The 25,006-nt window shown below is 44.7% G+C and carries 21 protein-coding genes; 16 read left to right on the plus strand and 5 right to left on the minus strand.

The annotated features are described in order from the left end of the window. Window positions 1-3: 3 nt before the first annotated feature. On the minus strand, window positions 4-294 hold the full coding sequence (gene gatC, locus M0P91_RS14290) for an Asp-tRNA(Asn)/Glu-tRNA(Gln) amidotransferase subunit GatC (RefSeq protein WP_295068907.1): 291 nt from the start codon (window positions 292-294) through the stop codon (window positions 4-6). A 134-nt stretch (window positions 295-428) separates the two neighbouring features. Here gatC and M0P91_RS14295 point away from each other — a divergent pair, with 134 nt between their 5' ends. The 13 genes from M0P91_RS14295 to M0P91_RS14355 all read left to right on the plus strand — a co-directional run bounded on the left by M0P91_RS14295 (window position 429) and on the right by M0P91_RS14355 (window position 18,177). Beyond that, on the plus strand, window positions 429-1,025 hold the full coding sequence (locus tag M0P91_RS14295) for a hypothetical protein (RefSeq protein WP_295068912.1): 597 nt from the start codon (window positions 429-431) through the stop codon (window positions 1,023-1,025). Further along, the gene (locus tag M0P91_RS14300) at window positions 1,025-2,023 is read left to right on the plus strand and encodes a hypothetical protein (RefSeq protein WP_295068914.1); all 999 of its coding nucleotides are present in this window, start codon (window positions 1,025-1,027) and stop codon (window positions 2,021-2,023) included. Before M0P91_RS14295 ends, M0P91_RS14300 begins: the two co-directional genes overlap by 1 nt. Beyond that, on the plus strand, window positions 2,023-2,898 hold the full coding sequence (locus tag M0P91_RS14305; protein WP_295068917.1) for a tyrosine-type recombinase/integrase: 876 nt from the start codon (window positions 2,023-2,025) through the stop codon (window positions 2,896-2,898). Before M0P91_RS14300 ends, M0P91_RS14305 begins: the two co-directional genes overlap by 1 nt. A gap of 174 nt (window positions 2,899-3,072) precedes the next feature. Further along, window positions 3,073-5,955 (plus strand): CHASE domain-containing protein, encoded by a 2,883-nt coding sequence (locus M0P91_RS14310; RefSeq protein WP_295068919.1) that lies wholly within the window; start codon window positions 3,073-3,075, stop codon window positions 5,953-5,955. Further along, window positions 5,952-7,385: an HD domain-containing phosphohydrolase gene (locus M0P91_RS14315; RefSeq protein WP_295068921.1), complete on the plus strand. Its 1,434-nt coding sequence runs from the start codon at window positions 5,952-5,954 to the stop codon at window positions 7,383-7,385. Before M0P91_RS14310 ends, M0P91_RS14315 begins: the two co-directional genes overlap by 4 nt. A 156-nt stretch (window positions 7,386-7,541) precedes the next feature. Beyond that, window positions 7,542-8,210 (plus strand): response regulator transcription factor, encoded by a 669-nt coding sequence (locus M0P91_RS14320; RefSeq protein ID WP_295068924.1) that lies wholly within the window; start codon window positions 7,542-7,544, stop codon window positions 8,208-8,210. 7 nt (window positions 8,211-8,217) lie between these two features. Next, window positions 8,218-9,720, plus strand: a complete 1,503-nt coding sequence (locus tag M0P91_RS14325; protein ID WP_295068926.1) for a response regulator — start codon at window positions 8,218-8,220, stop codon at window positions 9,718-9,720. After that, the gene (locus tag M0P91_RS14330; protein WP_295068930.1) at window positions 9,701-11,860 is read left to right on the plus strand and encodes a CHASE domain-containing protein; all 2,160 of its coding nucleotides are present in this window, start codon (window positions 9,701-9,703) and stop codon (window positions 11,858-11,860) included. The genes M0P91_RS14325 and M0P91_RS14330 overlap by 20 nt, the downstream gene beginning before the upstream one ends. 53 nt (window positions 11,861-11,913) lie before the next feature. Then, the gene (locus tag M0P91_RS14335; protein ID WP_295068933.1) at window positions 11,914-14,445 is read left to right on the plus strand and encodes a GAF domain-containing protein; all 2,532 of its coding nucleotides are present in this window, start codon (window positions 11,914-11,916) and stop codon (window positions 14,443-14,445) included. A 41-nt stretch (window positions 14,446-14,486) separates the two neighbouring features. Then, entirely contained in the window at window positions 14,487-15,095 is a 609-nt protein-coding gene (locus M0P91_RS14340) for a type III pantothenate kinase (RefSeq protein ID WP_295068936.1), read from the plus strand. 2 nt (window positions 15,096-15,097) lie between these two features. Next, entirely contained in the window at window positions 15,098-15,724 is a 627-nt protein-coding gene (hisG, locus tag M0P91_RS14345) for an ATP phosphoribosyltransferase (RefSeq protein ID WP_295068938.1), read from the plus strand. A 210-nt stretch (window positions 15,725-15,934) separates the two neighbouring features. Continuing rightward, window positions 15,935-16,930: a type I glyceraldehyde-3-phosphate dehydrogenase gene (gap, locus tag M0P91_RS14350; RefSeq protein ID WP_295068941.1), complete on the plus strand. Its 996-nt coding sequence runs from the start codon at window positions 15,935-15,937 to the stop codon at window positions 16,928-16,930. Continuing rightward, complete coding sequence (locus tag M0P91_RS14355) at window positions 16,930-18,177, plus strand: glucose-6-phosphate isomerase (protein WP_295068942.1); 1,248 nt, start codon at window positions 16,930-16,932, stop codon at window positions 18,175-18,177. Before gap ends, M0P91_RS14355 begins: the two co-directional genes overlap by 1 nt. Window positions 18,178-18,179: 2 nt before the next feature. Here M0P91_RS14355 and M0P91_RS14360 read toward each other — a convergent pair whose 3' ends face one another. The 3 genes from M0P91_RS14360 to dbpA are packed head-to-tail and all read right to left on the minus strand — an operon-like array spanning window position 18,180 to window position 21,496. Continuing rightward, window positions 18,180-19,637, minus strand: a complete 1,458-nt coding sequence (locus M0P91_RS14360) for a methyl-accepting chemotaxis protein (protein WP_295068944.1) — start codon at window positions 19,635-19,637, stop codon at window positions 18,180-18,182. Further along, window positions 19,612-20,100 (minus strand): PAS domain-containing protein, encoded by a 489-nt coding sequence (locus M0P91_RS14365; RefSeq protein ID WP_295068946.1) that lies wholly within the window; start codon window positions 20,098-20,100, stop codon window positions 19,612-19,614. Before M0P91_RS14365 ends, M0P91_RS14360 begins: the two co-directional genes overlap by 26 nt. Window positions 20,101-20,143: 43 nt before the next feature. After that, a complete protein-coding gene (gene dbpA / locus M0P91_RS14370) occupies window positions 20,144-21,496 on the minus strand; it encodes an ATP-dependent RNA helicase DbpA (RefSeq protein WP_295068948.1) in 1,353 nt (450 codons plus the stop codon). 129 nt (window positions 21,497-21,625) lie between these two features. Between dbpA and M0P91_RS14375 the strand changes: the two genes are divergently transcribed. After that, window positions 21,626-22,651: a hypothetical protein gene (locus M0P91_RS14375; RefSeq protein WP_295068951.1), complete on the plus strand. Its 1,026-nt coding sequence runs from the start codon at window positions 21,626-21,628 to the stop codon at window positions 22,649-22,651. 66 nt (window positions 22,652-22,717) lie between these two features. On the opposite strand, the gene M0P91_RS14380 is transcribed toward M0P91_RS14375, so the two are convergent. Then, entirely contained in the window at window positions 22,718-23,212 is a 495-nt protein-coding gene (locus tag M0P91_RS14380; RefSeq protein ID WP_295068954.1) for a histidine phosphatase family protein, read from the minus strand. Window positions 23,213-23,555: 343 nt separating this feature from the next. Here M0P91_RS14380 and M0P91_RS14385 point away from each other — a divergent pair, with 343 nt between their 5' ends. Both M0P91_RS14385 and M0P91_RS14390 read left to right on the plus strand, forming a co-directional pair. Further along, entirely contained in the window at window positions 23,556-24,023 is a 468-nt protein-coding gene (locus M0P91_RS14385) for a globin (RefSeq protein ID WP_295068956.1), read from the plus strand. A gap of 223 nt (window positions 24,024-24,246) precedes the next feature. Continuing rightward, window positions 24,247-25,006: citrate/2-methylcitrate synthase (locus tag M0P91_RS14390; RefSeq protein WP_295068959.1), on the plus strand; the 760-nt coding region annotated here is incomplete at its 3' end.

Genomic DNA, 25,006 nt, shown 5'->3' on the forward strand with positions numbered 1-25,006 from the left:
CCGTTACTCGATAATTTTGGGAACAATAAAGAAGTGCTCTTTTGCATGGGGGGCATGGGCAAAGATATCGTCATTGATTGAACGTTCTACGTAGCTGCTGTCATCGCGCAGTGGGGTCGAAGCGTTGTCCATCGCAAATGTCGGATCAATCCCTTCGGTGGTGAGTTCGGATAAATTATCGACAAACGAGACAATCTCGCTTAGTTGTGCAATCATCTGCGCACGCTGTTCTTCGGGAATTTGTAAATACGATAGTTTTTCTAGCCGTTGCAATAAGGTTTCATCAATTTGCATGGGTCCCTTTCATCATGTTATGGTAAATTGAAGAAGATTGTACCAAAAAAAAAGGAAGATTCGGTCGGTTTACAAATTTTTAACGAATCATAAGATATCATTGTACACATTATGATAATAATCAGGAGCATTTTTTGAGTCTAAAAGAGAATATGGAGGCCCTTAAAGAGGAGCTGAATTCCGAAGAAAAATTTTTTGAAAGTGCGGTTCGAACGGAACGTTTTATCAAACGCTATCAGAAACCTTTAATGGCGGGGGTTGCTGCTTTATTATTATTTGCAGGGGGTGCTATAGCCTATCAGGCCTATGCCAATAGCAAAATTGAGAGTTCAAATGTCGCTTTCAATACGCTTCAGTCCAATCCGACGGATGCGCAAGCGTTAAAAATACTCAAAAATGACAATCCTAAATTGTACGACCTGTGGATGCTTTCTCAAGCCATCGGAAAAAACGATGCCGCTGCATTGGAAGCCTTGAAACATTCGGATGCTTTGGGGGTCGCTGATATCGCTGCGTATGAAGCGGCCGCCATCAAAAAGGACAAAGGTGCCCTTGAAGGGTATACCAAAATGCAGGGGGCTTTGTACAAAGATCTCGCTTTGGTCGAATTGGCCGTTATGGCATTACAGCAAGGGAATGTAGAGGAAGCGCATAAAAAAATCGCCCTGATACCGGAAGATTCGCCAATGTATTCCGTGGGGCGTTCACTCTCTCACTACGGAATAAAATAATGAAGATTATAGTTTCCGGGTCTTTGATTGCCGCGATGATGCTTATGAGCGGATGTTCCCATAAAGAGATTTTCAAACCTGAAAATGTGAAAGGGACGTGGAAAAATTCCGGCCGTTTGAGTGCACCGATCCGGGAAGTCTCCCAATCGGCGGCATCTTTGGAAAACGGCCGTCTCTTAACCAAAGAGGGGGAGAAAACAGTTGCGATTCCCCAAGATTTCCGGTTGATTAACGTCAGTGACGGATGGATTATCACCGAAAACAAAGAAGGGCATCTGGTATTGCTTCCTGAAGAGGGAACGGACGGTACCATTACCTTCGATATGAAGAGGGGTGTTGCCGCCGCTACGGTTCAAGGGGATACGGCAGCAATTTTGTTCACGAACAACGAGATGGCTTTGTATTCGCTTGAGACCAAAAAGCTCCTCTTTAAAGAGAGTTCAAACGCTCCGGTCGCTGTGGATGCGCGGATAGCGAATCCCTATTTTCTTAAAGAATTGGTTTTGTTTTTAACGCTCGATGGCAAAGTGGTCATCGTCAATTCCGAAACCAAACAGGTTCTTCGATCGCTGGTGATCAGCTCGGAAGAGTATTTTAATAATGTCACCTATCTGGGGGTTATTGAAGAGAACCTCATCGCCGCGACCGGAAACGGAATTCTGGCCCTTTCCCAAAAAGAGGGGCGTGAGAAATACGATCTTCGCAATATCACCTACACGGCGGACGGAATCTGGATGACGACGAAGCAGGGGGAGGTGATCGCATTGAGTCCCTCTTTGCAATTAAAGGCAAAGAAAAAATTTCCGTTTGCCCATTTTGTCGGGATCAATGTGTATAACGATCATGTTTATCTCCTTGAAGAGCAGGGGTATATGGTCGCATTGACGAAAGATCTGTCGACATACGAGATCTATTCTGTTGATATGGAAAAAGAGAATAAAATTTTTGTCGGTGAGGGACGATTTTATTTTGATGATCATTACATTACCATCAAGTAATGTCACCGGGGCTCGAAGCATTTATCGAATACATCACCGTCGTTAAAGCGCTGAGCCCGCGAACGATCGAGGCGTATCGGGGTGATTTGTCCGAGATCGAGACGGCGGCGGGAGGCGCTCTCGTAACGCTGGATTCCAATGCTGTTTTCGGTGTACTGGGGAATATTGCCAATAAGCGGACGTTAAATCGTAAGCTCTCCGCTTTTAACTCTTTTTTAGACTTTTGCCACCGTCACCGCTTCACCTCTTCCTCCTCCAAATTTTCCCTCTCTAAAATACCGAAAAATCTTCCGAAATACCTTACCTACGAAACCATTCAATCGGGGTTGAAACACATCGACAGGGGGGAATGGATCGGGATGCGCGATTATGCCCTTATCCTTTTTTTATACGCGACCGGGGTGCGGATCAGTGAATGTTTGGGGGTTGAAGAGGGGGATATCGAAGGGGAGTGGCTTCGGGTGCGGCACGGAAAAGGGGAAAAAGAGCGCTATGTCCCCATCGCGCACGAGGCATTACAGGCGTTACACAGCTATCAAGAAGCCTCTCCTTATTTCAAAAGTACGATGTGGCTCAATTACCGGGGAGAACCTCTGAGTCGTATTTCGGCCTTTAAAATTGTCCAAAAGTATCTGGGGGTTTCCCCGCACGCACTGCGCCACTCCTATGCGACGGCATTGATTTTGGGAGGGGCAGATTTGCGCGTTGTTCAGGAACTTCTGGGGCATGCGTCGCTGATTACCACCCAAATCTATACCCATGTGCAAAAGCATAATCTTCAAGAGACGGTGCTGGGCTGTCATCCGATGGCAAAGACGTTAGCGCCCTTTGATGAGAATAAATCTTTATTAAACCTCGCGCATGAGGTGCTGTAGGGAACTCGATCGACCGGAGGGAAGAAGAACTAAAGAATGACACTCATTATTGGCTAGTATTTGGTTAAAAATACAAATTGTGACTTTTTTGAGACATATAATGAATAAAATATCTAAATTTTATAACATTTTAAAGAGTTTTAACCCAATGTTTAAATGACTCAAGGTTAGTAGATGATTAAAAAAGTACACCTGGCTCCATTATTACGAAACGATATTCTAAATAGCAAATACATAACCTACATAGGGTTGATTTTTTCGGTCGTTGTTGTAGCGGTCGTATGGAAATTTTCACAACACTATTTTGAAAATCGCGCACAGAATCTGTTTGAGCATCATGCATACGAGAATCTTAATGCCATTGAGCGGCGTATCGAACGGTATGAAAATGCTTTACGCAGCGGTGTCGGATTTTTGCAAGGGAGTGATTATGTCAGCCGAGAGGAGTGGCGCCGTTTCGTCCAAAATCTCGATCCCGCAGGACATTATCCGGGAGTTCAAGGGATCGGATTTTCGATGATGCTTTATCCCGAAGAGGTGGAAAAGATCGAAGTGCAGATGCGTTTCGAAGGATTCCCCACCTTTACACTGACACCAAAAGGGGTTCGGGATCGCTACAGTGCGATACTGTATCTCGAACCGCTCGATCAGCGTAACCGAAACGCTATCGGATACGATATGTTTTCCGAACCGATTCGTAGAGCCGCTATGCAAAGAGCTGCCGATACCGCCTTGGCAGCCATTTCCGGGAAAGTGAAGCTACTCCAAGAGATTGATTCGGATGTGCAGGCCGGATTTTTGATGTATCTCCCTTTTTACAAAACGGATAAAAAAATAGAGACAATTGAAGAACGCCGAAAAGCGTTGGTAGGATTTGTCTACAGCCCGTTTCGGATGAAGGATCTGATGCGGGCTATCGGTCTTCATGACGATTCTCTCCTGTTTGAGATTTACGACGGTGAAAAACACTCCGAGAGCAATCTTTTATACCGCTCTTTTACCCCCTCGGGCTATGTTTCGCAACATAGGTTACATCAAACGATTTTGATCGGCGGGAAAAAATGGGATGTTTTTTATTCCAGTTCACCCCGCTTTGATGCCGCTACCGACAGCCATTATCCTATTTTTTTAACCTTGAGCGGTTTAGTGTTTTGTTTTTTTCTTCTCTATATTATTCTGGAACTGTTTCGCAGCCGTAAAATGCTTCAGCACAATACGGTTGCCCTCGAATCAAGTCGTTCCTGGCTTAACAGAGTCCTTGAAGCTTCGATTGACGGTATCCATATTCTTGATTCCAAGGGGAATTTGATCGAATACAGTCCGTCGTTTATTCAGCTATTGGGGTATGATGAGCATGAGGCAAAAACGCTGAGCGTCTACGATTGGGAAATGAAATTGTCCCTTGAACAGATACAAGATGCCCTTGACTCTCTATCGGAAATTCCTACGACATTTGAAACGGTATTTTGTCGTAAGGACGGGAGCTTGTTGGATGTGGAGATCACGGCCCATCGCATCGTTATGGATGGAACCTCGTATCTGTACGCTTCATCGCGTGTGATTACCGAACGTAAAAAATTTGAGCAATCCCTTCGATCGGAAAAAGAGACGGCGCAAAAATATTTGGATATCGTGGATGTGATGATCGTGGTCGTCGATACCCATAAAAATGTCCAATTAATCAATCGAAAAGGGTGTGAGGTGATCGGTTATCCGGTCAATGAGGTGATCGGAAAAAATTGGATTGATCATTTTTTGCCGGAACGGTTTCGGAGTGATGTGGATGCCGTATCGGACCGTTTTATGCAAGTTTCGGAGGAACCTTTCTATTATGAAAATCCTGTTTTAACGAAAAGCGGGGAAGAACGGCTGATTGCATGGCGAAATACGGCACTCTTTGATCCCGATGGGAGGCTAATCGGGCTATTGGGTTCGGGTGAAGATGTCACCGATATCCGTTCTACGCAGGAGAAGCTCAAAGAGAGTGAAGAATTTTATCGAACGATCTTTTCTTCTGTCAGTGAGGCTATTTGTATCTTATACAATAATACGATTATCGACTGTAATGAAGAAGCGATTCGTCTTTTTGGGATGTCGAGAGAAGCGTTGATCGGGATAAATATTTTTGATACCGCCGATTATATCGAGTGTCAGGAAAACAGTTTCGATTTTTACCTCAACACCGCTTATCAGGGCAAGTGCGCAACGGCAGAGTGTTCATTGACGTTGAAGTATCCCAACTGTACGACAAAAATTGTCGAGTTTACTTTCTCCGGCTTTGGCGGTAATAGTGAAAACAAGTTGGTAATGATCGCTCGTGATATTACCCAAAAGATGGAAGAGGAACGAATCTTAAGGATGAACACTCGGCAGGCACAAATGGGAGAGATGATTTCGATGATTGCCCACCAATGGCGTCAACCGTTGACCATTATTAATGCGATAACCTCTCAAATGCGACTCACTGAGATGATGAAAGATGAGAGTGATCCTCTTTTTATCGATAATTTGATAAAAATAGAGGAACAAAGTACCCATCTCTCCCAAACGATTTCGGCGTATCGGGATTTTTTTCGCCCCGATAAGCCTAAAGAACAGTTCACTATCTCTCTCCTGATCAAAAATGCACTGAGCCTTATCGATCATACGCTCAAAAATCGCGGAATCAGGATTGAACACATGATCAAACACGATTTTACCCTTTTGACCTATCGCAATGAAATCCTTCAGGTCGTGATTGTATTGTTGAAAAATTCCCTGGATGCCTTTGAAGAGCATGGGATCTCCGACGGTCAAATTTTGATTACTCTGGACCGTGATGATGAGTATGGCATTATCCGTTTTGCCGACAATGCCGGAGGGATTGCGCCTGAAATCATCAATAAGCTTTTTATTCCCTATTTTACAACAAAGACGAAAAACAATGGCACAGGATTGGGTCTTTATATGAGCAAAATGGTTATACAAGATCACTGCAACGGTTTGCTGGAGGTGGAAAGTGAAGGGGTGAAAAGCGTGTTTACCATTAAATTGCCGCGTGAAGGGGGGGGTATATGATATCAAAAGAGAGTTTGTCTCAGCTCACGTTGTACGCTCAGGGGATACGTCTCTTGTATGTAGAAGATGAGGCGCAAATCCGTGAAAATACCCGATTGCTTTTTGCGAAATTTTTTACGGACATTGAAACGGCTGCCAACGGCGAGGAGGGGCTTGCCCTTTATAAAAAGGGGGCATTTGATCTGATTATTACCGATATCTTGATGCCGGGTATGAATGGGGTTGTGATGCTTCAAAACATAAAAGAGCTGAATCCAAATCAGCCCGTTATCGTCACCTCAGCGTGCGAAGAGAGCAGTTATCTGCTGGAGCTGATCAATTTGGGGGTGGCACAGTTCCTCCTTAAGCCGATGAAAACCGATCAAATCATTCAGGTCCTTTATGAAGTCGTTCGAAACATTTACAATGCCCGAAAAGTGGAAGAGTTTACCGCTAACCTCAAACAAGAGCTGGTGCATCAAACAACGCTTTTGGAACAGTATAAAGAGGTGGTTGATATCTCGATGATTGTTACGAAAACGGATCTATCGGGGGATCTTATCTATGCTAATGACGCGTTTTACACTACCAGTGGCTATAACTGGGATGACATAAAAGCCAAAGGGGAGACTATCCTCCGCCATCCGGAGATGACATCGGAATTCTACGCGGATCTTTGGGAAACGATTCTGGGGAAACAGACCTGGCATGGAACGATCAAAAATTTAAAAAAAGAGGGGAGCTATTATATCACCGATACCACGATCAAACCGATTCTGGATGAGTTCGGAAATATTATCGATTTTATCAGTATCAGCTACGATGTTACCGAACTCTTCGATCTGAATGAAGAGATTTGGCAAACGCAGCATGAGATGCTCTCTTTGTTGGGGGAGATTGGAGAGACCCGATCGGAAGAGACCGGAAACCATGTACGCAGAGTGGCAAAATATTCGAGATTACTCGGTCAGCTGTACGGTCTTGATGACGAAGAGATCACACTTCTTTACCGTGCCTCACCCATGCATGACATCGGCAAAATCGGAATTCCTGACCGTATTTTGCTTAAACCGGGCAAACTGGAGGCAGATGAATATGCGATTATGAAAACGCACAGTGCGCTGGGGTATCAGGTCCTCAAGCACTCGAAACGCCCTTTGCTTCAGGCTGCTGCGGTCATTGCCCATGAACACCATGAAAAATGGGATGGTTCGGGCTATCCCAGAGCGCTTAGCGGCGAACAAATCCATATTTACGGACGTATTACCGCACTTGCCGATGTCTTTGATGCATTGAGCTGCGAACGGGTATACAAGCCTGCCTGGCCGTTGGATACCATTATTGAGTTTATCCAAAGTGAGCGAGGCAAACATTTCGATCCGAATCTGGTGGATAGGTTTATGGATAATCTGGATCGATTTATAGCGATTGCACAAGAATATAAAGATTAGACTTCCTGCATAACCTTGTTATGCAAGAAGTTTTCTGCCTCGAAGAGGCAAGCTTTAGTGCCATAGCGGCCAGCGTAGTGCTTTGGGCTTTGCTCAAAGCACGTTTAAAAGAGAGTTCTGTAAGAACTCTCTTAGGATAAAAAGAAAATGACAAAAATGAATGAAATGAAAATGTTATCGGTACTGTACGCTGAAGATGATACGGTTTTATGTGAAATAACCGCTAAAACGCTTAAGCTGCTGGTGGACAAAGTCTACTCCGTGACCAATGGTACGGATGCGTTACGCGTGTACAAGAACCATCATGTCGATGTCGTTATTCTGGATATTTATATGGGAGACATTAGCGGAATCGATGTCGCGAAGAAGATACGGCTTATGAATCCCCATATTCCGATAATCATTGTATCCGGTTCGATTGCGACCGAAGATCTTTTAGCGGCATGCACACTTAACCTTGTCGATTATATTCAAAAACCGATTGCTTTGAATGGTTTGATCAATGTTCTTGCTTCTTCCGTTGATCGATTGAAATTGCACGGTTTTTTACTCGTAATGATAAACGAATCGGTATCGTATGATTTTCAATCGAAAGTTTTAATTAGAGAGGGGGAGAAAATTGCATTGACCAAAAATGAAATTAATGCGATGGAGCTTCTCATCGGTCGTCGAGGGCAAATTATTACACGCAATACATTCTCACATATTTTAAAAGAAGAGATGTCCGATGGTGCGTTAAAGAATCTGATTTTAAGACTTCGTAAAAAAATGGGGGATGAACACAATATCCGTAATCTGCCGCGCATCGGATATACCCTGATATGAGCTTGGCATGAATGAAATCGTCCAACAGATTAAAACGTTCGGATCAGACCTTAAAGTCCTTTATATTGAAGACAATAAGGGGTTAAGGGAAGGGGTGTCGGAACTCTTGGGAAAACTATTCACCAAAACGGTGTGTGCCGACAATGGAGAACACGGATATCAGCTCTATCTTGAGCATCTTCCCGATATCATCTTGACGGATATCAATATGCCCGGGATGAGCGGTTTTGATTTAGCAAAAGTGATCAAAAAAGAGAATAAGGATATCCGTATCATCTTTCTCTCTGCTTTTGATGAAAAAGAGTATTTGTATGAAGCGATTGAGATCGGAGCCTTTCGCTACCTCTCAAAACCGACAAAAGTCCCTTTATTGGTGAGTACGTTGCACCATGCTGTCCTTTCGATCCATAACGAACGAAATGAACGGATTTTTGAAAAGCAGCTTACCGATATTTTCAACTATCAAAATAACCTTTTGATGATGTTGAGGGGAGGGGAGCCTATGCTCGTCAATCGGCAGTTTCTTGATTTTTTCGGTGCCGATAATCTTGATGGGTTTATGGAATATCATGGAGGAATTCGAGAGCTGCTTTTGGAACACAAGGGCTTTTTGTATGGAAGTGCTGAGGTGGGATGGTATGAAACAGCATTCGATAATCCGGGAAAACTGTTTCACACTAAAGTGCGTAATTATGCCGGAGAAGCCCGGCATCTGATTATGAAGCTGAGGATAATTCCGGATAAAGAGGGGTTTGTCATCCTCTCTTTTGATGATATCACGGATTTAAATTTGATGATGCTCTTTGACAGTAATGCAACCAAAAATGATCAAAGATTTCAAGATTGCAGTGCCGTCATGAATCTTATGAAAGTGATAAAAGAGAATGCTTCAGAGGTTAAACTGCACAATTTCTATCGTGGTTTGACCATTATAAACAGCGGCGTCTTGATGAAAATTGATAACAATAAAATTGTCATAAAGACGGCCTATTCACAGCTCAAAGCGATTAAACTTTCCAATAATCTGACAATCACTTCTGAACTTTTTCCTTATGGGGTTTGGTGCAAATCCGCTGGTCTAATCAATTTCGATGAACAAAGCGTCACCTTTTCCGAGATGCAATTTGTGCAGGAGAGTGCGAATCAAAGAGCCAATATTCGTCTTGAACCGGAAGAAAAACGGCACAGTGTTACCCTGTTTTTGAATAACATCAAGTTTTTTGGGAAAACCCGGATTGTCGATATTTCGATTTCTTCGGTTAAAGTCGAGATGGACGCTCTTCCCGGCGGATTCTCTACCGGTGAGACGGTACGCATTTCTATCGTATTGGAAACCGGTAAACAGCCGATCAATCTATTGTTTGATGCAACTGTTTACCGAGTTGACCGTTTGGAACGAAATTTTAACGTGGTCTTTCGTTTTGAACTCTTTGCGCTTGATGAAGAAAAATTACGCGGCTATCTTGCCAACCGCCAAATAGAGCTGATCCGTGAATTTAAAGCTCTTTGATATCCCCTCTCATCGTGTACTCCTCCTCTTATCCCAATATGTGATTGTTGCATGGTTCGGTTTTTTTGTTGTGATTAGTGTTACGTTGCTATTATGGTTGAATGCACGTGAAGATGCAATAGATAAAGCTAAAAACCGCTTTGAAATTTCTGTCGATGAAACGGTTCATGAGATCCGTGCACGGATGCACTCGTATGAAACTATGCTGCAAAGCAGTGCCGCATTACTAAACACGGTTGAGCGGATGAACCGTCAAAAATGGAATATCTATATCTCAACTCTGAATCTTGCTGAACATTACCCCGGTGTTCAGGGGGTTGGTTTTTCCAAAGTGATTCTGCCGGAACAACTTGCTGAACATACCGTTTGTATGCGCGCTGAAGGATGTCCAGACTATAGGGTTTACCCCTCCGGAAAACGGGAGGAGTACCATTCGATTATCTATCTTGAACCGCTGGACGAGAGAAATCGACGGGCTATCGGGTATGACATGTTTTCCCATCCGGTGCGGCAGGAGGCCATGATACGTGCACGGGATACCGCCCAAACAGCTCTTTCGGGCAAAGTGAGATTGATACAAGAACAGGTAAACGATGTTCAAGCCGGATTCTTGATGTATGTACCGTTTTATCATACGCGGGGTGAATTGTTGTCTTTAGCACAAAGAAAAGAGAAGCTTGAAGGATTTGTTTATGCCCCTTTTCGTGCTAAAGATCTGATCCTTGAAGTTCTGGCAAGTAAAGATCCTCATATCGCTGTGAAAATTTATGAGGGTAGATTCGTTCAAGATGAAAATTTACTTTACGAGAGTGAAAGACCCTCCGGTTCTACGGTGGATGAAAAATCGCTCTTTAAAAAGGTTGTTTCTCTCGAAATGTACGGACGGACGTGGACGGTCATTTTTCAAACCCTTCCCTCCTTTGAATCCGCAACGGATCAGGAACACTCTCGAATTATCCTTCTGGCCGGTTTGCCCATATCTTTTTTGGTGTTGCTTGTGCTTCTCTCGTTTTCTCGAACGACGCAGCAGGCACAAACTATGGCGCGTACCATGACTGCTGAAATCAGAGAACTCAATAATGAACTCGAAAACATGATCAATACGGCTCCCAATCCGATTATTGTCCATACTGAAGAGGGTGCAATTATAAAAATCAATCAGACCTGGATCGATCTTTGCGGTTATACCTATGAAGAAACTCCGACAACCGATATCTGGGTTGATAAAGTTTATAAAGAAAATCAAGAGGTCGTCAAAGCACATATCCGCAATCTCTTTACAATTACGCAAAAAGTCGATGAAGGGGAGTTTTCATTTTACAGTAAATCAGGATCAAAAATAACGTGGCAGTTCAGTTCCGCGCCGTTTGGTATTATTAATGGAAAAAAAGCCGTTATTTCCTCTGCAATGGATGTGACGGAGCTCAAAAATAAAGACGATTTGATGATGATGCAGTCACGTCATGCCGCAATGGGGGAGATGATCAATATGATAGCCCATCAGTGGCGTCAGCCTCTGGCCTCTATCTCAGCCGTTTCGGGGTTGTTGAGTTTTGAAGTGATGATGGATCAATACGATAAAGAGCATTTTAGTGAAAAACTTGATTTAATCAGTGATATGGCATTGGATCTTTCCGATACCATCAATGACTTTAGAAATTTTTTCAAAGAAGATAAGAGAAAAGAACTGTCGACGTGGAAAGAATTACTGGACGAATGTCTCATGATCATCAATCCTCTTTTAATCAGCAAAAGGGTTACGGTGGATACAACTTTTAAAAACGATGACCCCTTTATGACCTATCCGCGTGAGATGAGACAGGTGATCCTTAATCTGCTCAAAAATGCAGATGATGCCTTGCATGATACGTCAGCGGCTGAACCGACCATATGGATTCGAGTATTCTGTGCAGAGAACATGAGCTATTTTGAGATAGAAGATAATGGCGGCGGAATTCCGGAGGCAATAATCGACAAAATTTTTGATCCATACTTTAGTACAAAAATGGACAAGAATGGGACGGGCATCGGACTCTACATGTCTAAAACAATTGTAGAAAAACACGCGCATGGCTCATTAATCGCTTATAATACAGAATTCGGGGCATGTTTTAAAATTATGTTTCCGGTATATGGGTAACATGGGTCTCATCTTTGAGGAACGGTTGTCTTGTACTTATTTGAAGGAGGATCATGACGTCGCACACAGACTCGGCTCTATTCATTCGAACGATTTGGCAAACATTGATTGTATTAATCCTTTTTGCGATTTTTTTCGGTGTTTACGTGTATTCCGAAAAGCAGATTGATCGGGCCAACGAAATGCGTTTGTACTCTTTTACTCTTGCGGATGAATTGCGTCAATCTTCGGATGATTTAACGCGAATGGTTCGAACGTATGTCGTAACGGACAATCCCATCTATAAAAAACATTATCAAGAGATATTGGATATTCGAAACGGTAGAAAACCGCGTCCGCTGATGTATCAAAACATTTATTGGGATTTGGTCGGATTGGATGACGAACGTCCACGCCCTTTTGCTTCTTCAACGCTATCTCTACTCGAAAGGATGCGTCAGGCAGGCTTTAGCGAGATCGAATTGGCAAAACTTTCGGAAGCTAAAAAAGAATCGGATCTCCTTACCCGGACAGAATATGCCGCCATGAAACTGATCGAGTCCCAAGGGTCGGATTCTCAGAAGATGATCCAAAAACAAAAAGCCCTCGGACTTTTGCATGACGCAGCGTATCATCAGGCTAAAGCCTCTATTATGAAACCGATTGACGAATTCTATCGCCTTATGAACGAGCGGACGGTCGCGGCGATTCATACCGCCAAAACGGTCGCTTTAATTTTACGAATTATTTTTGTCCTTATCGGCTTTTTCTTGCTCTTTATGCTATGGAGGCTGAATCAAACCTTGAATCATATCTTGGGCGGGTCGGTCACGGATGTGCATGATAACATCACCCGGATCGGTGGAGGCGACTTTTCACTTCCGATAGGTATTGACGAGAGAGATAAGGGGAGTGTATTGGGATGGTTGAGTGAAATGCAAGGGAGATTGAACGATCTCATCGCCTATAATGAACGGCTTAAACAGCTCTACGTTACCTTGAGCCAATGCAACCAAGCCATTGTCCGCTCCAAAAATGAAGGAGAACTTTTCCCTATTCTCTGTCGGAATGCCGTCGATTTCGGCGGTATGAAAATGGCGTGGATCGGCAAACCGGATCAAGCGGGATCCTTTATTAAACCGGTAGCGTATTATGGGGAGGGAGGAAGCTATCTCGAAGGGTTGATTGTTTCTGCCGATTCTTCTGATGTATTTGGGCGCGGTCCGACAGGATATGCATTTCATAACCATCGCCCTTTTTGGTGTCAAGATTTTGCGAATGATCCAGCGACTGAGCCCTGGCATGAACGGGGAAAAGAGTTTGGCTGGGGTGGTTCTGCCGCCTTGCCGCTTGAATACGGCGGCAAGGTTGTCGCGGTTTTTACCCTTTATACTTCATCGATCAACGCTTTTGATACGTCCACCAAAGAGCTATTGGAAGAGATGGCAAGAGATATCAGCTATGCATTGGAGAGTTTTGAACACGCCATTGCACATCAAACGGCAGAGCTAAAACTGGCTGAAGAGAAACAGATGACACAAAATTATCTCGATATTATTGTTGAGAGTGAACAATTTTATCGAACGCTCTTTGCCTCAGTGTATGAAGCGATTGTAATTTTGAATAACACTATGATTATTGACTGTAACGATATGGCTTTGACCCTTTTTGAAACGGAGAGAGACGATTTTATTGGGAGAAGTATCCTTGAATACCCTTTGTTGTTTCAAGAAAATGATCTCTCGTATTACCTAGCATCAGCAGAGCAGACAAACATAATAGAGTGCTCAGTCACGATGAAAAATTCTATAAAAAGTAAAATTATCGAGATCATTATTTCCGGCTTCGGCAATGCAACCGGTAAATTGATTCTAGTCGCACGCGATATAACACAAAAGCTTGAACATGAAAATCTTTTTAAAATGCAGGCGCGTCAAGCACAGTTAGGAGAGATGATTGCAATGATTGCGCATCAATGGCGTCAGCCGTTAGCCATAATTAATGCCATTGCATCTCAGATCCTTTTGACCGAGATGATGAAAAAAGTGGAGGATAAGTCTCTTATCAACAATCTGATGCACATTGAGGAGCAATGTGCACATTTATCCCAAACCATTTCGGATTACAGAGAATTGTCCAATCCTAATAAACCGAAAGAACGGATGGCTGTTTCTAAATTGCTCCAACATGCCGTCAATCTGATGGATCATGCCTTTAAAAACAATGGTGTTGCGTTGAGGCAGATGATTGTCCAAGATCTCGAAGTTGCGACCTATCGTAATGAAGTGGTCCAGGTCCTCCTGACAATTTTCAAAAACGCGCTTGACGCTTTTGAAGAAAAAAAAATCAACAAACGTATCCTGACGCTCACTCTGGATCATGACGAACAATTTGCAATTATTCGGATACACGATAACGCAGGGGGGATAGTACCGGAAGTGAGGGATAGGATATTTACCCCTTATTTTACGACCAAACAGAAAACTAACGGTACAGGGTTGGGACTTTATATGAGTAAAATAACGATAAAAGAGCGTTGCAACGGTGCACTTGAGGTGAGCAGTGAAGGGGAAGAAACCGTTTTCAGTATTAAATTGCCGCGATAGTTTATCGGATAAATGAATGCACCGTAAGCTATAATACCACCATGATATACTGTGATATTGGCAATACCTCGGTTGATGTGTACCGTGAGGGGAAACGTACGAAGTGGAGGGTAGATGATTTTGATCCCGCGTCGTTAGAGGGTTCGGTCCATTACGTGAGTGTGAACGGTGCGTTTAATGAACGTCTTCAAGGCTATTCGAATTGGCACGATATGCGCGAATACGTCAGATGGGAGAACTATTATCCGACGATGGGGATGGATCGGATTATGGCATGTGAAGCGGTTGATGATGGGGTGATCGTCGATGCGGGGAGTGCCATTACCGTTGATGTGGTCAAAGAGGGGAGGTATCAGGGGGGATTTATTTCGCTTGGGCTGCGTGCGGCGCAGGAAGCGTACGCTAGATTGTCACCGGCATTGGACGTGTCATTTAACTTTGAGGTTGATTTGACTATAATGGCGAAAAATACCCCTGATGCACTTACGGTTGGGTTTTTGGCTCCTCTGATTCATGAGATTGAGAGGCTGGGAAAACCGATTTATGTAACCGGAGGCGATGCGCGGCGGATTTCTCTTTTTTTGGAGGGGTCGGTTGTGGATGAAGCGCTGATCTTCAAAGGGATGAAAAAGCTAATCGAAAAAGGGTAAGTATGCTGAGTGTCGCATTGCCAAAGGGGCGGATTGCCGAAGAGACGTTGGAGATTTTCGAATCGATTTTCGGAAGCAGTTTTAAATTCGATGATCGTAAATTGATCTTGCAAACGGAACATTTTAAATTTTTGTTGGTACGCAATCAAGACGTAGCCACGTATGTCTATCATCAGGCTGCCGATATCGGAGTCGTGGGGCTTGACACCCTTGAAGAGCAGGGACTCGATGTGATTCGGCTGCTGGATTTGCAAAAAGGGAAATGCCGTATTGCCATCGGGATGCGTGCGGGTGAGAAGCCCGATTTCACCAAAAGTGAGATCAAAGTCGCGACGAAGATGGTCAATATCACCAAACGCTATTTTGCCGAACGCGCCGTTGCGGCCGATATTATCAAACTCTACGGATCGATCGAACTCGCACCGCTGGTCGGATTGGCCGATATGATCGTGGATGTCGTCGAGACAGGGAGTACGATGAAGCAAAACGGTTTGGAAGTGGTTGAGACGATTATGGAGTCGACCACCCACCTCATTGCCAATAAAAACAGCTTTTTTGAAAAAAAAGGGGAAGTTTTGGATCTCTATGAGAAGATCAATACCCTTTTATACCCTGCAAAGCGCCAATAATTCTCCGAAGGTGACCATCTTTGCATCTGTATCACTTTGTGTGATACTGCACCCCTCTTGACCTCTCCCCTTTTTTGGCAAATCCTCTTAGAGGAGGCATAAGTGAAACAATCTCCCCTATGTTGGGATAAATTTACTGTTTGTAATCCGAATGTAAAGTTTTTTTGTTAAAATAAGATATGTTTAATTTTTTATAAATCAGGAGTCACTATGGCACTCAAAGTAGCAATTAACGGAACCGGAAGAATCGGAATTATCGTCGCGAAAATTATTGCGGAGCGCAGCGATATCGAATTGGTCGCCCTCAATACGACCGCAAAACCGGACATGTTAGAATATCTTCTCAAATTTGACAGTGTCCATCGCGGAATTGATGCGAAAGTTATCGATGACAATACGATCGCCATCGGTGGCAAAAACGTCAAAATGTTTCGTGAGCGCGATATTGACAAAGTGGATTTCGGGAGTGCGGGTGCTGAAGTAGTGATCGAGTGTACCGGAGTCTTTTTGGATGTGGAAAGCTGCCAAAAACATTTGAAAAACGGTGTCAGAAAAGTCATCATGTCGGCACCTGCCAAAGATGATGCACCGACGTATGTCTACGGGGTTAATTCTGATGGATATCTAGGGGAAGCGATTATTTCCAATGCGAGCTGTACCACCAACTGTTTAGGACCGATTTGTAAAGTACTTGACGATGCGTTCGGGATTGAAAACGGTTTGATGACGACAATTCACTCCTATACGAATGACCAAAACGTTTTGGATGTGAAACACGCTAAAGATCCCCGCCGTGCACGCGCTGCTGCTTTGAATATGATCCCAACCTCTACGGGAGCGGCCAAGGCGATCGGCAAGGTAATGCCGCATCTGCTTGGAAAACTGAACGGTTATGCGATGCGGGTTCCGACACCGGATGTTTCGGTCGTCGATTTGACGGTCAACCTTGCGAAATCGGTAACCAAAGAGGAGATTCATGCCGCATTTACCGCAGCAAGCGAGGGGGCTTTCAAAGGGTTACTAGAAGTGGATAATGAGAAGCGCGTATCGTGCGATTTTATCGGCTCTACCTACAGTGCGACGTACGTACCCGATATGACAAGTGTCGTGAACGGTAATACCGTGAAGGTCTTAGCCTGGTATGATAATGAGTGGGGATACAGCAGCCGTCTTGTCGATATGACCGTTTTGATCGGTAATCGATAATGCCTCAGTATACGAACCATTTTAATACGAAAACACTGGACCCTCATACCCTTGAACAAGGGTATGAGGCGCTGAAGCGCGAAGCACTCAGCCAAGAGGTCGGGTATTATACCCTTGCGGCCGATTCGCAGCTTCTCGTAGAGGGGTTGGCTCCCTTGTCCGAAGAGATTGAACGTCATTACCACACCATTGCCGTGATCGGTATCGGCGGTTCTTCTCTCGGGATCAAAGCCATTGATCGCCTTCTTCGTTCAAAGACTCCCAATGCCAAAAAAATCATTTATCTTGAAAACTCCGATCCGGTCAGTATCCTGAGTGAAATGTCCCAGATCGATCCGCGACGGACCCTTTTTATGGTGATATCCAAATCGGGCGGTACGGTTGAGACCCTCTCCATATTTAAACGGCTGATTGTGAGTTTTGATCTGAAAGTGGAACATTCAAAACAGATTATCGTCATCAGCGACGAGGGGTCTATTTTGTCCAAATTTGCCGATGAAAACACCCTTCGCCGTTTCGTCATACCGGCCAATGTCGGCGGCCGTTTTTCGGTATTGAGTGCGGTGGGGATGGTGCCGCTTACGCTGGCCGGTTTTGATACGATGGCTTTGTTAAAAGGGGCCGATGGATTTCTAAACCGATTTTGGAACCGTGAAGAGGAGCATCTGATTCAAAAAGCCTCTTATTATATTTCGAATGCGCAGAGCATGCCGATCAATGTTTTGTTTGCCTATTCCGATTTATTCGAAGAGTTCGGCAAATGGATCGTGCAGCTGTGGGGGGAATCGTTGGGTAAACGTAACCGTCAGGGAGAACGGGTCGGTTTGACTCCGATCTCTTTGATCGGATCGGTTGATCAGCACTCTTTTTTACAGCTGATCGTAGAGGGGCCGCTGAATAAAAGCGTCACCTTTATGCATATCAACCATTCGGAAGAGGCTTTGATGATCCCGGAACTCTCTTTGAAACATCTTGAGAAGAGTGATTTTGTAAATGGGATCAGCTTTAATGAATTGATTAATGCCCAATGTCAGGCGACGATGCAAAGCGTTTTGCAAAGCGGTACGAGCGTGGATGAGATTGCATGGGAACGGTTGGATGAAGGATCGGTGGGAGAGATGATCCTTTATTATGAGCTTTTGACGTCGTTGGCCGGTGTATTACTGCAGATCAATACCTATGACCAGCCGGGGGTAGAACTCGGAAAGCAGATTCTAGCCGGTTATTTTGAAAAACAGATCCCTTAAGCTTACGGCTTAAGGGACTTAGCGACCAGATCTTCTTCGGACTCTTTATTCAGGTTATTCAATAATCCAAAGAGGGTGTTACTGGCATTTTCCATCGATGTGAAATTCGTTATGATCTCCTCTTGATGATGGATTGTGTCATCTTTTTTCTCAACAAAAGCCAAATTTTTATAGACTTCTTCATGAACGGCAGTATGCGGTTTTTCGATCCCTCTAAAGCTTGGGAGATGGGAAAAGCGCTCTTTTCCGATACCGGTTTCGTACCATTTTCCTAATCGGCAGTTGTGGTGATCGATGAATACGGCCTCTTTGTTTCCGTTAACAATCGATTTATAGGCGTTGGATTTAAACATGATATGGTCGATTTTCGCCAACGTAATAAAGGTGGTATTCTCAATAGCCGTTGTCTGTACGGCCGCTTTTTTTGCATCCGAGTTAAACATATGGAGGGTGTGTCGAAAAGTATCGATCGATTGACTCGATTCATTGGCGATTGCGTTCATCGTTTCTGAATTGGTATAGATTTCGGTCGTATCCTGCTGTAGGGTTTGAACGGCGATGGCGATCTCTCCCGTCGCTTTTTGAGTCCGTTCGGCGAGCTTGCGTACCTCATCGGCAACGACGGCAAAGCCTCGTCCGTGTTCGCCGGCCCGTGCCGCTTCAATCGCCGCATTTAGGGCGAGGAGGTTGGTTTGATCGGCGATGTCTTTGATCAAATTGACAACAGAATTGATTTCACTCGTTTTTTCATTCAGTGAATGGATCGCATCGGCAGAGACCTGAACCAGTTCGATCAGGCGGCTGAGCTTAACATTGATCCCTTCGAGTTCATTCACCGATTCGGATGAGCTCTCCGAAGTGGATTGGCTGATCCCGGCAATCGTGTGAAGTCTTTGTATCGTTTTTTGGAGATCTTCTTGAATCACTTCAAGACCGCCGCCGACACCGGTACCGATTTTACTGATGGAGCTGTTAAGGATCGATTTTTGCATGTACACATGGGATGTGTGCATGGAATTAATAGCCTTGTTGATCAGTGAACTTGCCTCTTTGTATTCGCCGGTCAGCCCCTGTATCAGAATCTGGCGATAGTAATCATTACGGCTTGCCGCTTCAACCGAGGAACGGATTTCACGGATAAAAACTTCGGTTTGATCGAGCATATTGTTGATGTGCCAGCACAATTCTCTGAGTTCTCCGCCATCACCGATATGGATAATGCGGTTTTCAAGATGACCGGTTTTGGCATCTTTAATGACCGTGGTTACTTCATGAATCGTTTTTTGAGAGAGCCTTATATTGATAAAAATAAACCAGGCCAGAGAAAAATTGGCCAGAGTAATGATTCTTACCCAACTCCATCCCTCCAAAACTGTTTCAACGACCATCCCGACGATAAATAGGGAAATCGAAGCGATATTGGCATAGTGTATTTTAGAGAGAGAGGACAAATTCGTCATACGATACCCCTTTTTCGTGTAAGATTTGATTGAGTACCGCTTCCGAAGCGCCCATTCCGCCGACACGCTCTTTTTGAAGCAGCATGGCATACAGCGGTATGATCACATCGAGTGCTTTTTTGGAAGGTTTGCGCCGAACGGAGTGGTAATTGCTGATTTGACGATTGCGGTCAAAGGAGGGGGTTACGTGGGCGAATACCCAGTAAAAATCGCCGTTTTTTGTTTTATTTTTGACGTAAGCAAAAATCTCTTTCCCCTCTTTGATCGTGGACCAAAGGAGCTTGAAAACAACGGCAGGCATATCTTCATGCCGAAGTATATTGTGGGGCTGATCGATAAGTTCTTCTTCCTCATATCCGGCCATATGAAGAAACAGGGCATTACCGTAGGTAATTTTCCCTTTTAAATCGGTTTTAGAGACAATAAATTCCTCTTCACCGAAAGTCAATTCTTTGTTTGCCATAAAGTTCCTCTCTGCTATAAAAATTTTTCATAAATGCGTTTCGTTAGTCTAACAGCCACAACCTGAAGATTCTCCCTTTAATGGGTCTATTTTTGAGTTTATTATAAATTTTTTCAGCTAATTCTCGTGGCAAAGCTACATAACTGAGGTGATCGAGTTGATCGATTTTTCCTATTTGCTCTTTCGTCAGAGCGGCTTCATGGATTAAGGCTCCGACAATATCTCCGGCGCGCAGTTTCTCTTTTTTACCCGCATCGATACAGATGGTACGCATCGGGGTGATAACCTCTTTTGAACCTTTGGCTATCGGGAGTTCAATCGGTTCACACGGTCGCTGCAGAGCGATAAACGACTCTTTTTGATGCGGGCTTATCAGCGTAATCGCCAACCCCTCCATTCCGGCACGGCCGGTACGGCCGATGCGATGGACATAGCGGTCGCTTTGCTGGGGAAGATCGTAATTGATGATGGCATCAAGCCCTTCGATATCGATACCGCGTCCGGCGACATCGGTGGCGACGAGAAAAGGGGCGCTTCCGTTTCGAAATTGGATAATGGCCTCGTTACGGTGGAACTGTTCCATATCACCATGCAAGGTTATGGCATGGATGCGGCGGTTATTGAGTGTTTCGCACAGTTCAGCCGCAACAATTTTTGTATTGCAGAAAATGATTGCGTTCACAATAGCATGATGGTGCATAACAATATTTAAAGCGGAGAGTTTATCGTTAACCAAATAGGCAACCTCGGTAATGGAAGGTTTGGCGGTAGTGTTCTGGGTTTTGAGAAAGTGCGCCTCGTGTGTCAGGCGTGCACTGAGAGTTTTGATCGAATCGGGGTAGGTAGCTGAAAAGAGGAGTGTTTGTCGTTGTGTCGGAAGATAACCGAAAATGGCTTCGATATCGTCGATAAACCCCATATCGACCATCTGATCGGCTTCATCCAGCACCATGGTTCCGCAGGCATTAAGATCCAGTGTGTTCATCGAGAGGAGTTTGAGGACGCGTCCGGGGGTTCCGACGATGATGTGAGCTCCGTGAGTCAGTGAGTGGATCTGCCCCTTCATCGGAACCCCTCCGCAGAGGGTGAGGAGTTTAATGTTTCCGATTTCGGATGCACAGGAACGGATCACTTTGGTCACCTGTTCGGCAAGCTCACGGGTCGGACATAAAACAACCGCTTGGGGAGCAAAAAATTTGGGATTGACTTTATTTAAAATCCCAAGGGCAAATGCCAATGTTTTACCGCTTCCGGTAGAGGCTTGAGCAATGATATCTTTCCCCTCCAGTATCATCGGCAGCGAAGCGGACTGTATCGGGGTCATAGCGGTGAAATTGAGACGTTTTAGTGCTGTTTTTAACGGGGCACGAAGGGGTAGGGGGTCGAAAGAGGACATGGGGTTGCTTTAGTATTAGATGTGCCATTATAGCACATCGGCATTAAGGTATGAAATCGGCTTAGGGGGGAAGCTAGGCTATAATTCGGTTACGAGAAGAGGAACGATACTATTGTAAATGGGGAAAATATGGAGAATGGCGTGTCGGAGGTGTTGATAGAAATGGCAAAGCACCATTTGGAAGGACTTTTGAAATTGGCGTTTAATCATACGGAACAAGAGCGTGCCGTCGTGGTCTATGATACCGGTTGCACCTTGTCCATTATTTTAGCCGAGGCCTATAAACGGTCTCTTCCCCATGCGCAATGGATCGATTTTAATACCCTTCCTCAGGAAGAGACACTGAAAATATTAGAAGCGCTTCAACCCTACGATTTGGTTGCGCTTGTGCAATCCACCAGTTTTCGCCTGAATGCATTCCGTTTACGTGTCGAGTTGTTCAAACGCAAAATCAAAGTGATTGAACATCCCCATCTTAGCCGTATGTCGCAAGAGGAGGCCCCTTATTACATTGATTCGCTGGCGTATGACGCACCCTATTACCGGACACTCGGCCGTGCACTGAAAAAGAAGATTGATAATGCGCAGGGTGGGGTATTGGACAGCGGCGGGGAGCTGTTGGTTTATGGTTCCCCTTTTGAGCCGGCAAAGCTGAATATCGGAGATTACACCGATATGCCGAATATCGGGGGGCAATTTCCTTTGGGGGAGGTTTTTACCGAAGCGCAGGAGTTGAGCGCGCTCAACGGAAGGGTACGGATTTACAGTTTCGGTGACGTCAACTATAAACTGAACACTCCTCCAACACCGATTACCTTGACCATCAGGGAAGGGCAGGTTGTGGAGTGCGAAAATTCAACTTCCGCATTTGATCGGATACTTGCCAATATACGCAGGGACGAAGGGGTCGTATGGGTACGCGAACTGGGGTTTGGTCTTAACCGGGCATTTGATAAAACACGTACGGTTGCCGATACGGGGACGTATGAAAGGATGTGCGGTATCCATTTTTCATTGGGAGCCAAGCACGGTACCTATGGCAAACCCGGATTTAAACGCCGAGACGGGAAATACCATGTAGACGTTTTCGCCGATACCGAAACGTTTACCCTTGATAATGAAGTGATTTATAAAGAGGGTGCCTGGATCGTTTGAAAAGAATAGACTTCTGCCTCGAAGAGGCAAGCGTAGCCAATCGGGGTGGCGTTCAAAAATAGAGTTTTACGTGTACATCTTCGGATATTCAAACGAAACAAAATCAGCCGAATCTCTTCCGAGCGTGCTCCAGTCATCTTTTTTGAGTGTGACACAAAAAATGCCGCATGTCGGAATATTTTCTATCAAAATACCGCTGATATATTCGGCGAAGAGGGTAAGCCCCGGATTGTGGCCTACGATAAAAACGGTATTGTCCGAAGTGCAGAGCGATTGCAATAGCGCTTCGATCGCCCGGATATCTGCCAGATACAAACTCTCCCGATAATCGATTTTTTTCCCCTTATATCCTACTTTTTCGGCAATTTTGAGTGCGGTTGTTTTTGCCCGCAATGCCGGACTGCAGAGGATGAGGTCCGGATGAATTTGGTGTTTCGCCAAAATTTCCCCCATAAAAGGGGCATTCTTTTCACCTCTCTTATTGAGCGGTCTTTCAAAATCATCCAAAGCAGGATTCTCCCAGTCCGATTTGGCATGCCTGATGAGGTAGAGTGTTTTCATATCAATCCTTTTTATATACTGATGTTACGCACTTTCTGGGCAAAGCCCAGAAAGTGGCAGGGACAGATGTCCCTGCAACCCCCTGAAGCTACCCGCATCTTTCGGATGCGGGAGATTACTGACCTATTTCGCCCCTTTTGAAAAAAGGTGCATAAGGTCAGTTATATACTTGTTACGCACTTTCCGGGCAAAGCCCAGAAAGTGGCAGGGACAGATGTCCCTGCAACCCCCTGAAGCTACCCGCATCTTTTCGCAATGGAGTACGGGTGAATCAAAAATCGGTTTTAAGGGGTTTGACCTTAACAACATTTTACAATACTCTCAAAAAAAACAAGGGGCTTGGATGGATTTGACAATTAGAGACGGTCGTCTCGGCGCACTTCAGCCGACTGTGACCAAACCTCATCCCGATTTTTTATCTCAAGTGGGCGAAGAGCGGTTACGTGCATTGGTGAATGACCATTATGAATTGATACGCCACACCAAAATAGCGTTTATGTTTCCGGTTGATTATGAAGAGGATTTTTCCAAAGTCAAAAAACATGCTGCCGATTTTTTGATCCAGCTTTGCGGCGGGCCCGATTATTATGCCCAAACACGAGGTGATTCGCGTATCCTTGCCCGTCATACCCGTTTCCGTATTGATGAAAACGGACGGCGTATCTGGCTGGAGTGCTATGCTGAGCTTCTTCCTGAACTGGAGAGAGAGGGAGTTGATCCCAAACTGATTCAGTCGTTCTGGGATTATCTGAATACTTTCTCCATATTGATGGTCAATACTCCGAGGGTACAAGGCTCCGGTTTTGAGTAGAAAATAAGAAAAATGGATACACTCTAAAGTTTTTCCGATATAGTATTACTATCTGTTGTTACGCACTTTTCGCTCATAGCCCGTAAAGTGGCAGGGACTAAAGTCCCTACAACCCCCTAAAGCTACCCGTATCTTTCGGATACGGGAGATTACTAACCTTTTCGCACTTTTTTGACTAAAGTGCGTAACATCAGTTACTATTTGAAAATCAGGGAGAACGAAAATGGACACGGTCACATTAACCGATCATCGGACAGGGAAAAGTTACGAATTTTCAGTTTTGGATTCTACCATCGGGCCGAGTGTAATCGATGTCCGTTCGCTTTACAAAGAGACGGGAATGTTTACCTACGATCCCGGATTTTCGTCGACGGCGAGCTGCAGTTCGGCGATCACGTACATCGACGGTGAAAAAGGGGAACTGCGCTACCGGGGATACGATATTAGCGATCTGGCAAATCATAAATCGTATTTGGATGTCTGTTATCTCCTTCTGATCGGAAAACTCCCTTCCGAAGCGGAGAGGGCATCGTTTGATATGGAGCTGCGAAAACGTTCGTTTGTGCATGAAGGGATCAAAGAACTTTTTAAGGCGTTTCCCGATCGTGCCCATCCGATGGCGATGATGTCATCGGCGGTTTCGGCCCTTTCGACCTTTTATTTTGAACATTTAAATGTGGACAATGACGAAGATGCGCAGGTAATGGCACGGCGTATCATTGCTAAAATTCCGACACTGGCCGCTTTTACCCATCGGCGTATGTTTGGAATACCTTTTATCTATCCCGATATAGAGCGCCCGTTTACCGAAAATTTTCTCTACATGATGCGCGCCTATCCGGGGGAAAATCTTGAAGTCCGCGATGTCGAAGTCAAAGCGCTTGATACGATTTTTACCCTTCATGCCGATCATGAGCAAAACGCCTCCACCTCGACCGTCAGAGCCGTGGCTTCGACGGGTGCCCATCCGTATGCGGCGTGGT

This window comes from Sulfuricurvum sp., from assembly GCF_023229695.1.
GTDB lineage: Bacteria > Campylobacterota > Campylobacteria > Campylobacterales > Sulfurimonadaceae > Sulfuricurvum.

Coding starts and splice junctions, on each gene's coding strand:
- hisG (WP_295068938.1), top strand. CDS start 15,098: ATGCTGAGTGTCGCATTGCCAAAGGGGCGGATTGCCGAAGAGACGTTG.
- M0P91_RS14335 (WP_295068933.1), top strand. CDS start 11,914: ATGACGTCGCACACAGACTCGGCTCTATTCATTCGAACGATTTGGCAA.
- M0P91_RS14380 (WP_295068954.1), bottom strand. CDS start 23,212: ATGAAAACACTCTACCTCATCAGGCATGCCAAATCGGACTGGGAGAAT.
- M0P91_RS14300 (WP_295068914.1), top strand. CDS start 1,025: ATGAAGATTATAGTTTCCGGGTCTTTGATTGCCGCGATGATGCTTATG.
- M0P91_RS14375 (WP_295068951.1), top strand. CDS start 21,626: ATGGAGAATGGCGTGTCGGAGGTGTTGATAGAAATGGCAAAGCACCAT.
- M0P91_RS14320 (WP_295068924.1), top strand. CDS start 7,542: ATGAATGAAATGAAAATGTTATCGGTACTGTACGCTGAAGATGATACG.
- gap (WP_295068941.1), top strand. CDS start 15,935: ATGGCACTCAAAGTAGCAATTAACGGAACCGGAAGAATCGGAATTATC.
- M0P91_RS14340 (WP_295068936.1), top strand. CDS start 14,487: ATGATATACTGTGATATTGGCAATACCTCGGTTGATGTGTACCGTGAG.
- M0P91_RS14365 (WP_295068946.1), bottom strand. CDS start 20,100: ATGGCAAACAAAGAATTGACTTTCGGTGAAGAGGAATTTATTGTCTCT.
- M0P91_RS14310 (WP_295068919.1), top strand. CDS start 3,073: ATGATTAAAAAAGTACACCTGGCTCCATTATTACGAAACGATATTCTA.
- M0P91_RS14305 (WP_295068917.1), top strand. CDS start 2,023: ATGTCACCGGGGCTCGAAGCATTTATCGAATACATCACCGTCGTTAAA.
- M0P91_RS14360 (WP_295068944.1), bottom strand. CDS start 19,637: ATGACGAATTTGTCCTCTCTCTCTAAAATACACTATGCCAATATCGCT.
- M0P91_RS14315 (WP_295068921.1), top strand. CDS start 5,952: ATGATATCAAAAGAGAGTTTGTCTCAGCTCACGTTGTACGCTCAGGGG.
- M0P91_RS14325 (WP_295068926.1), top strand. CDS start 8,218: ATGAATGAAATCGTCCAACAGATTAAAACGTTCGGATCAGACCTTAAA.
- M0P91_RS14355 (WP_295068942.1), top strand. CDS start 16,930: ATGCCTCAGTATACGAACCATTTTAATACGAAAACACTGGACCCTCAT.
- gatC (WP_295068907.1), bottom strand. CDS start 294: ATGCAAATTGATGAAACCTTATTGCAACGGCTAGAAAAACTATCGTAT.
- M0P91_RS14385 (WP_295068956.1), top strand. CDS start 23,556: ATGGATTTGACAATTAGAGACGGTCGTCTCGGCGCACTTCAGCCGACT.
- dbpA (WP_295068948.1), bottom strand. CDS start 21,496: ATGTCCTCTTTCGACCCCCTACCCCTTCGTGCCCCGTTAAAAACAGCA.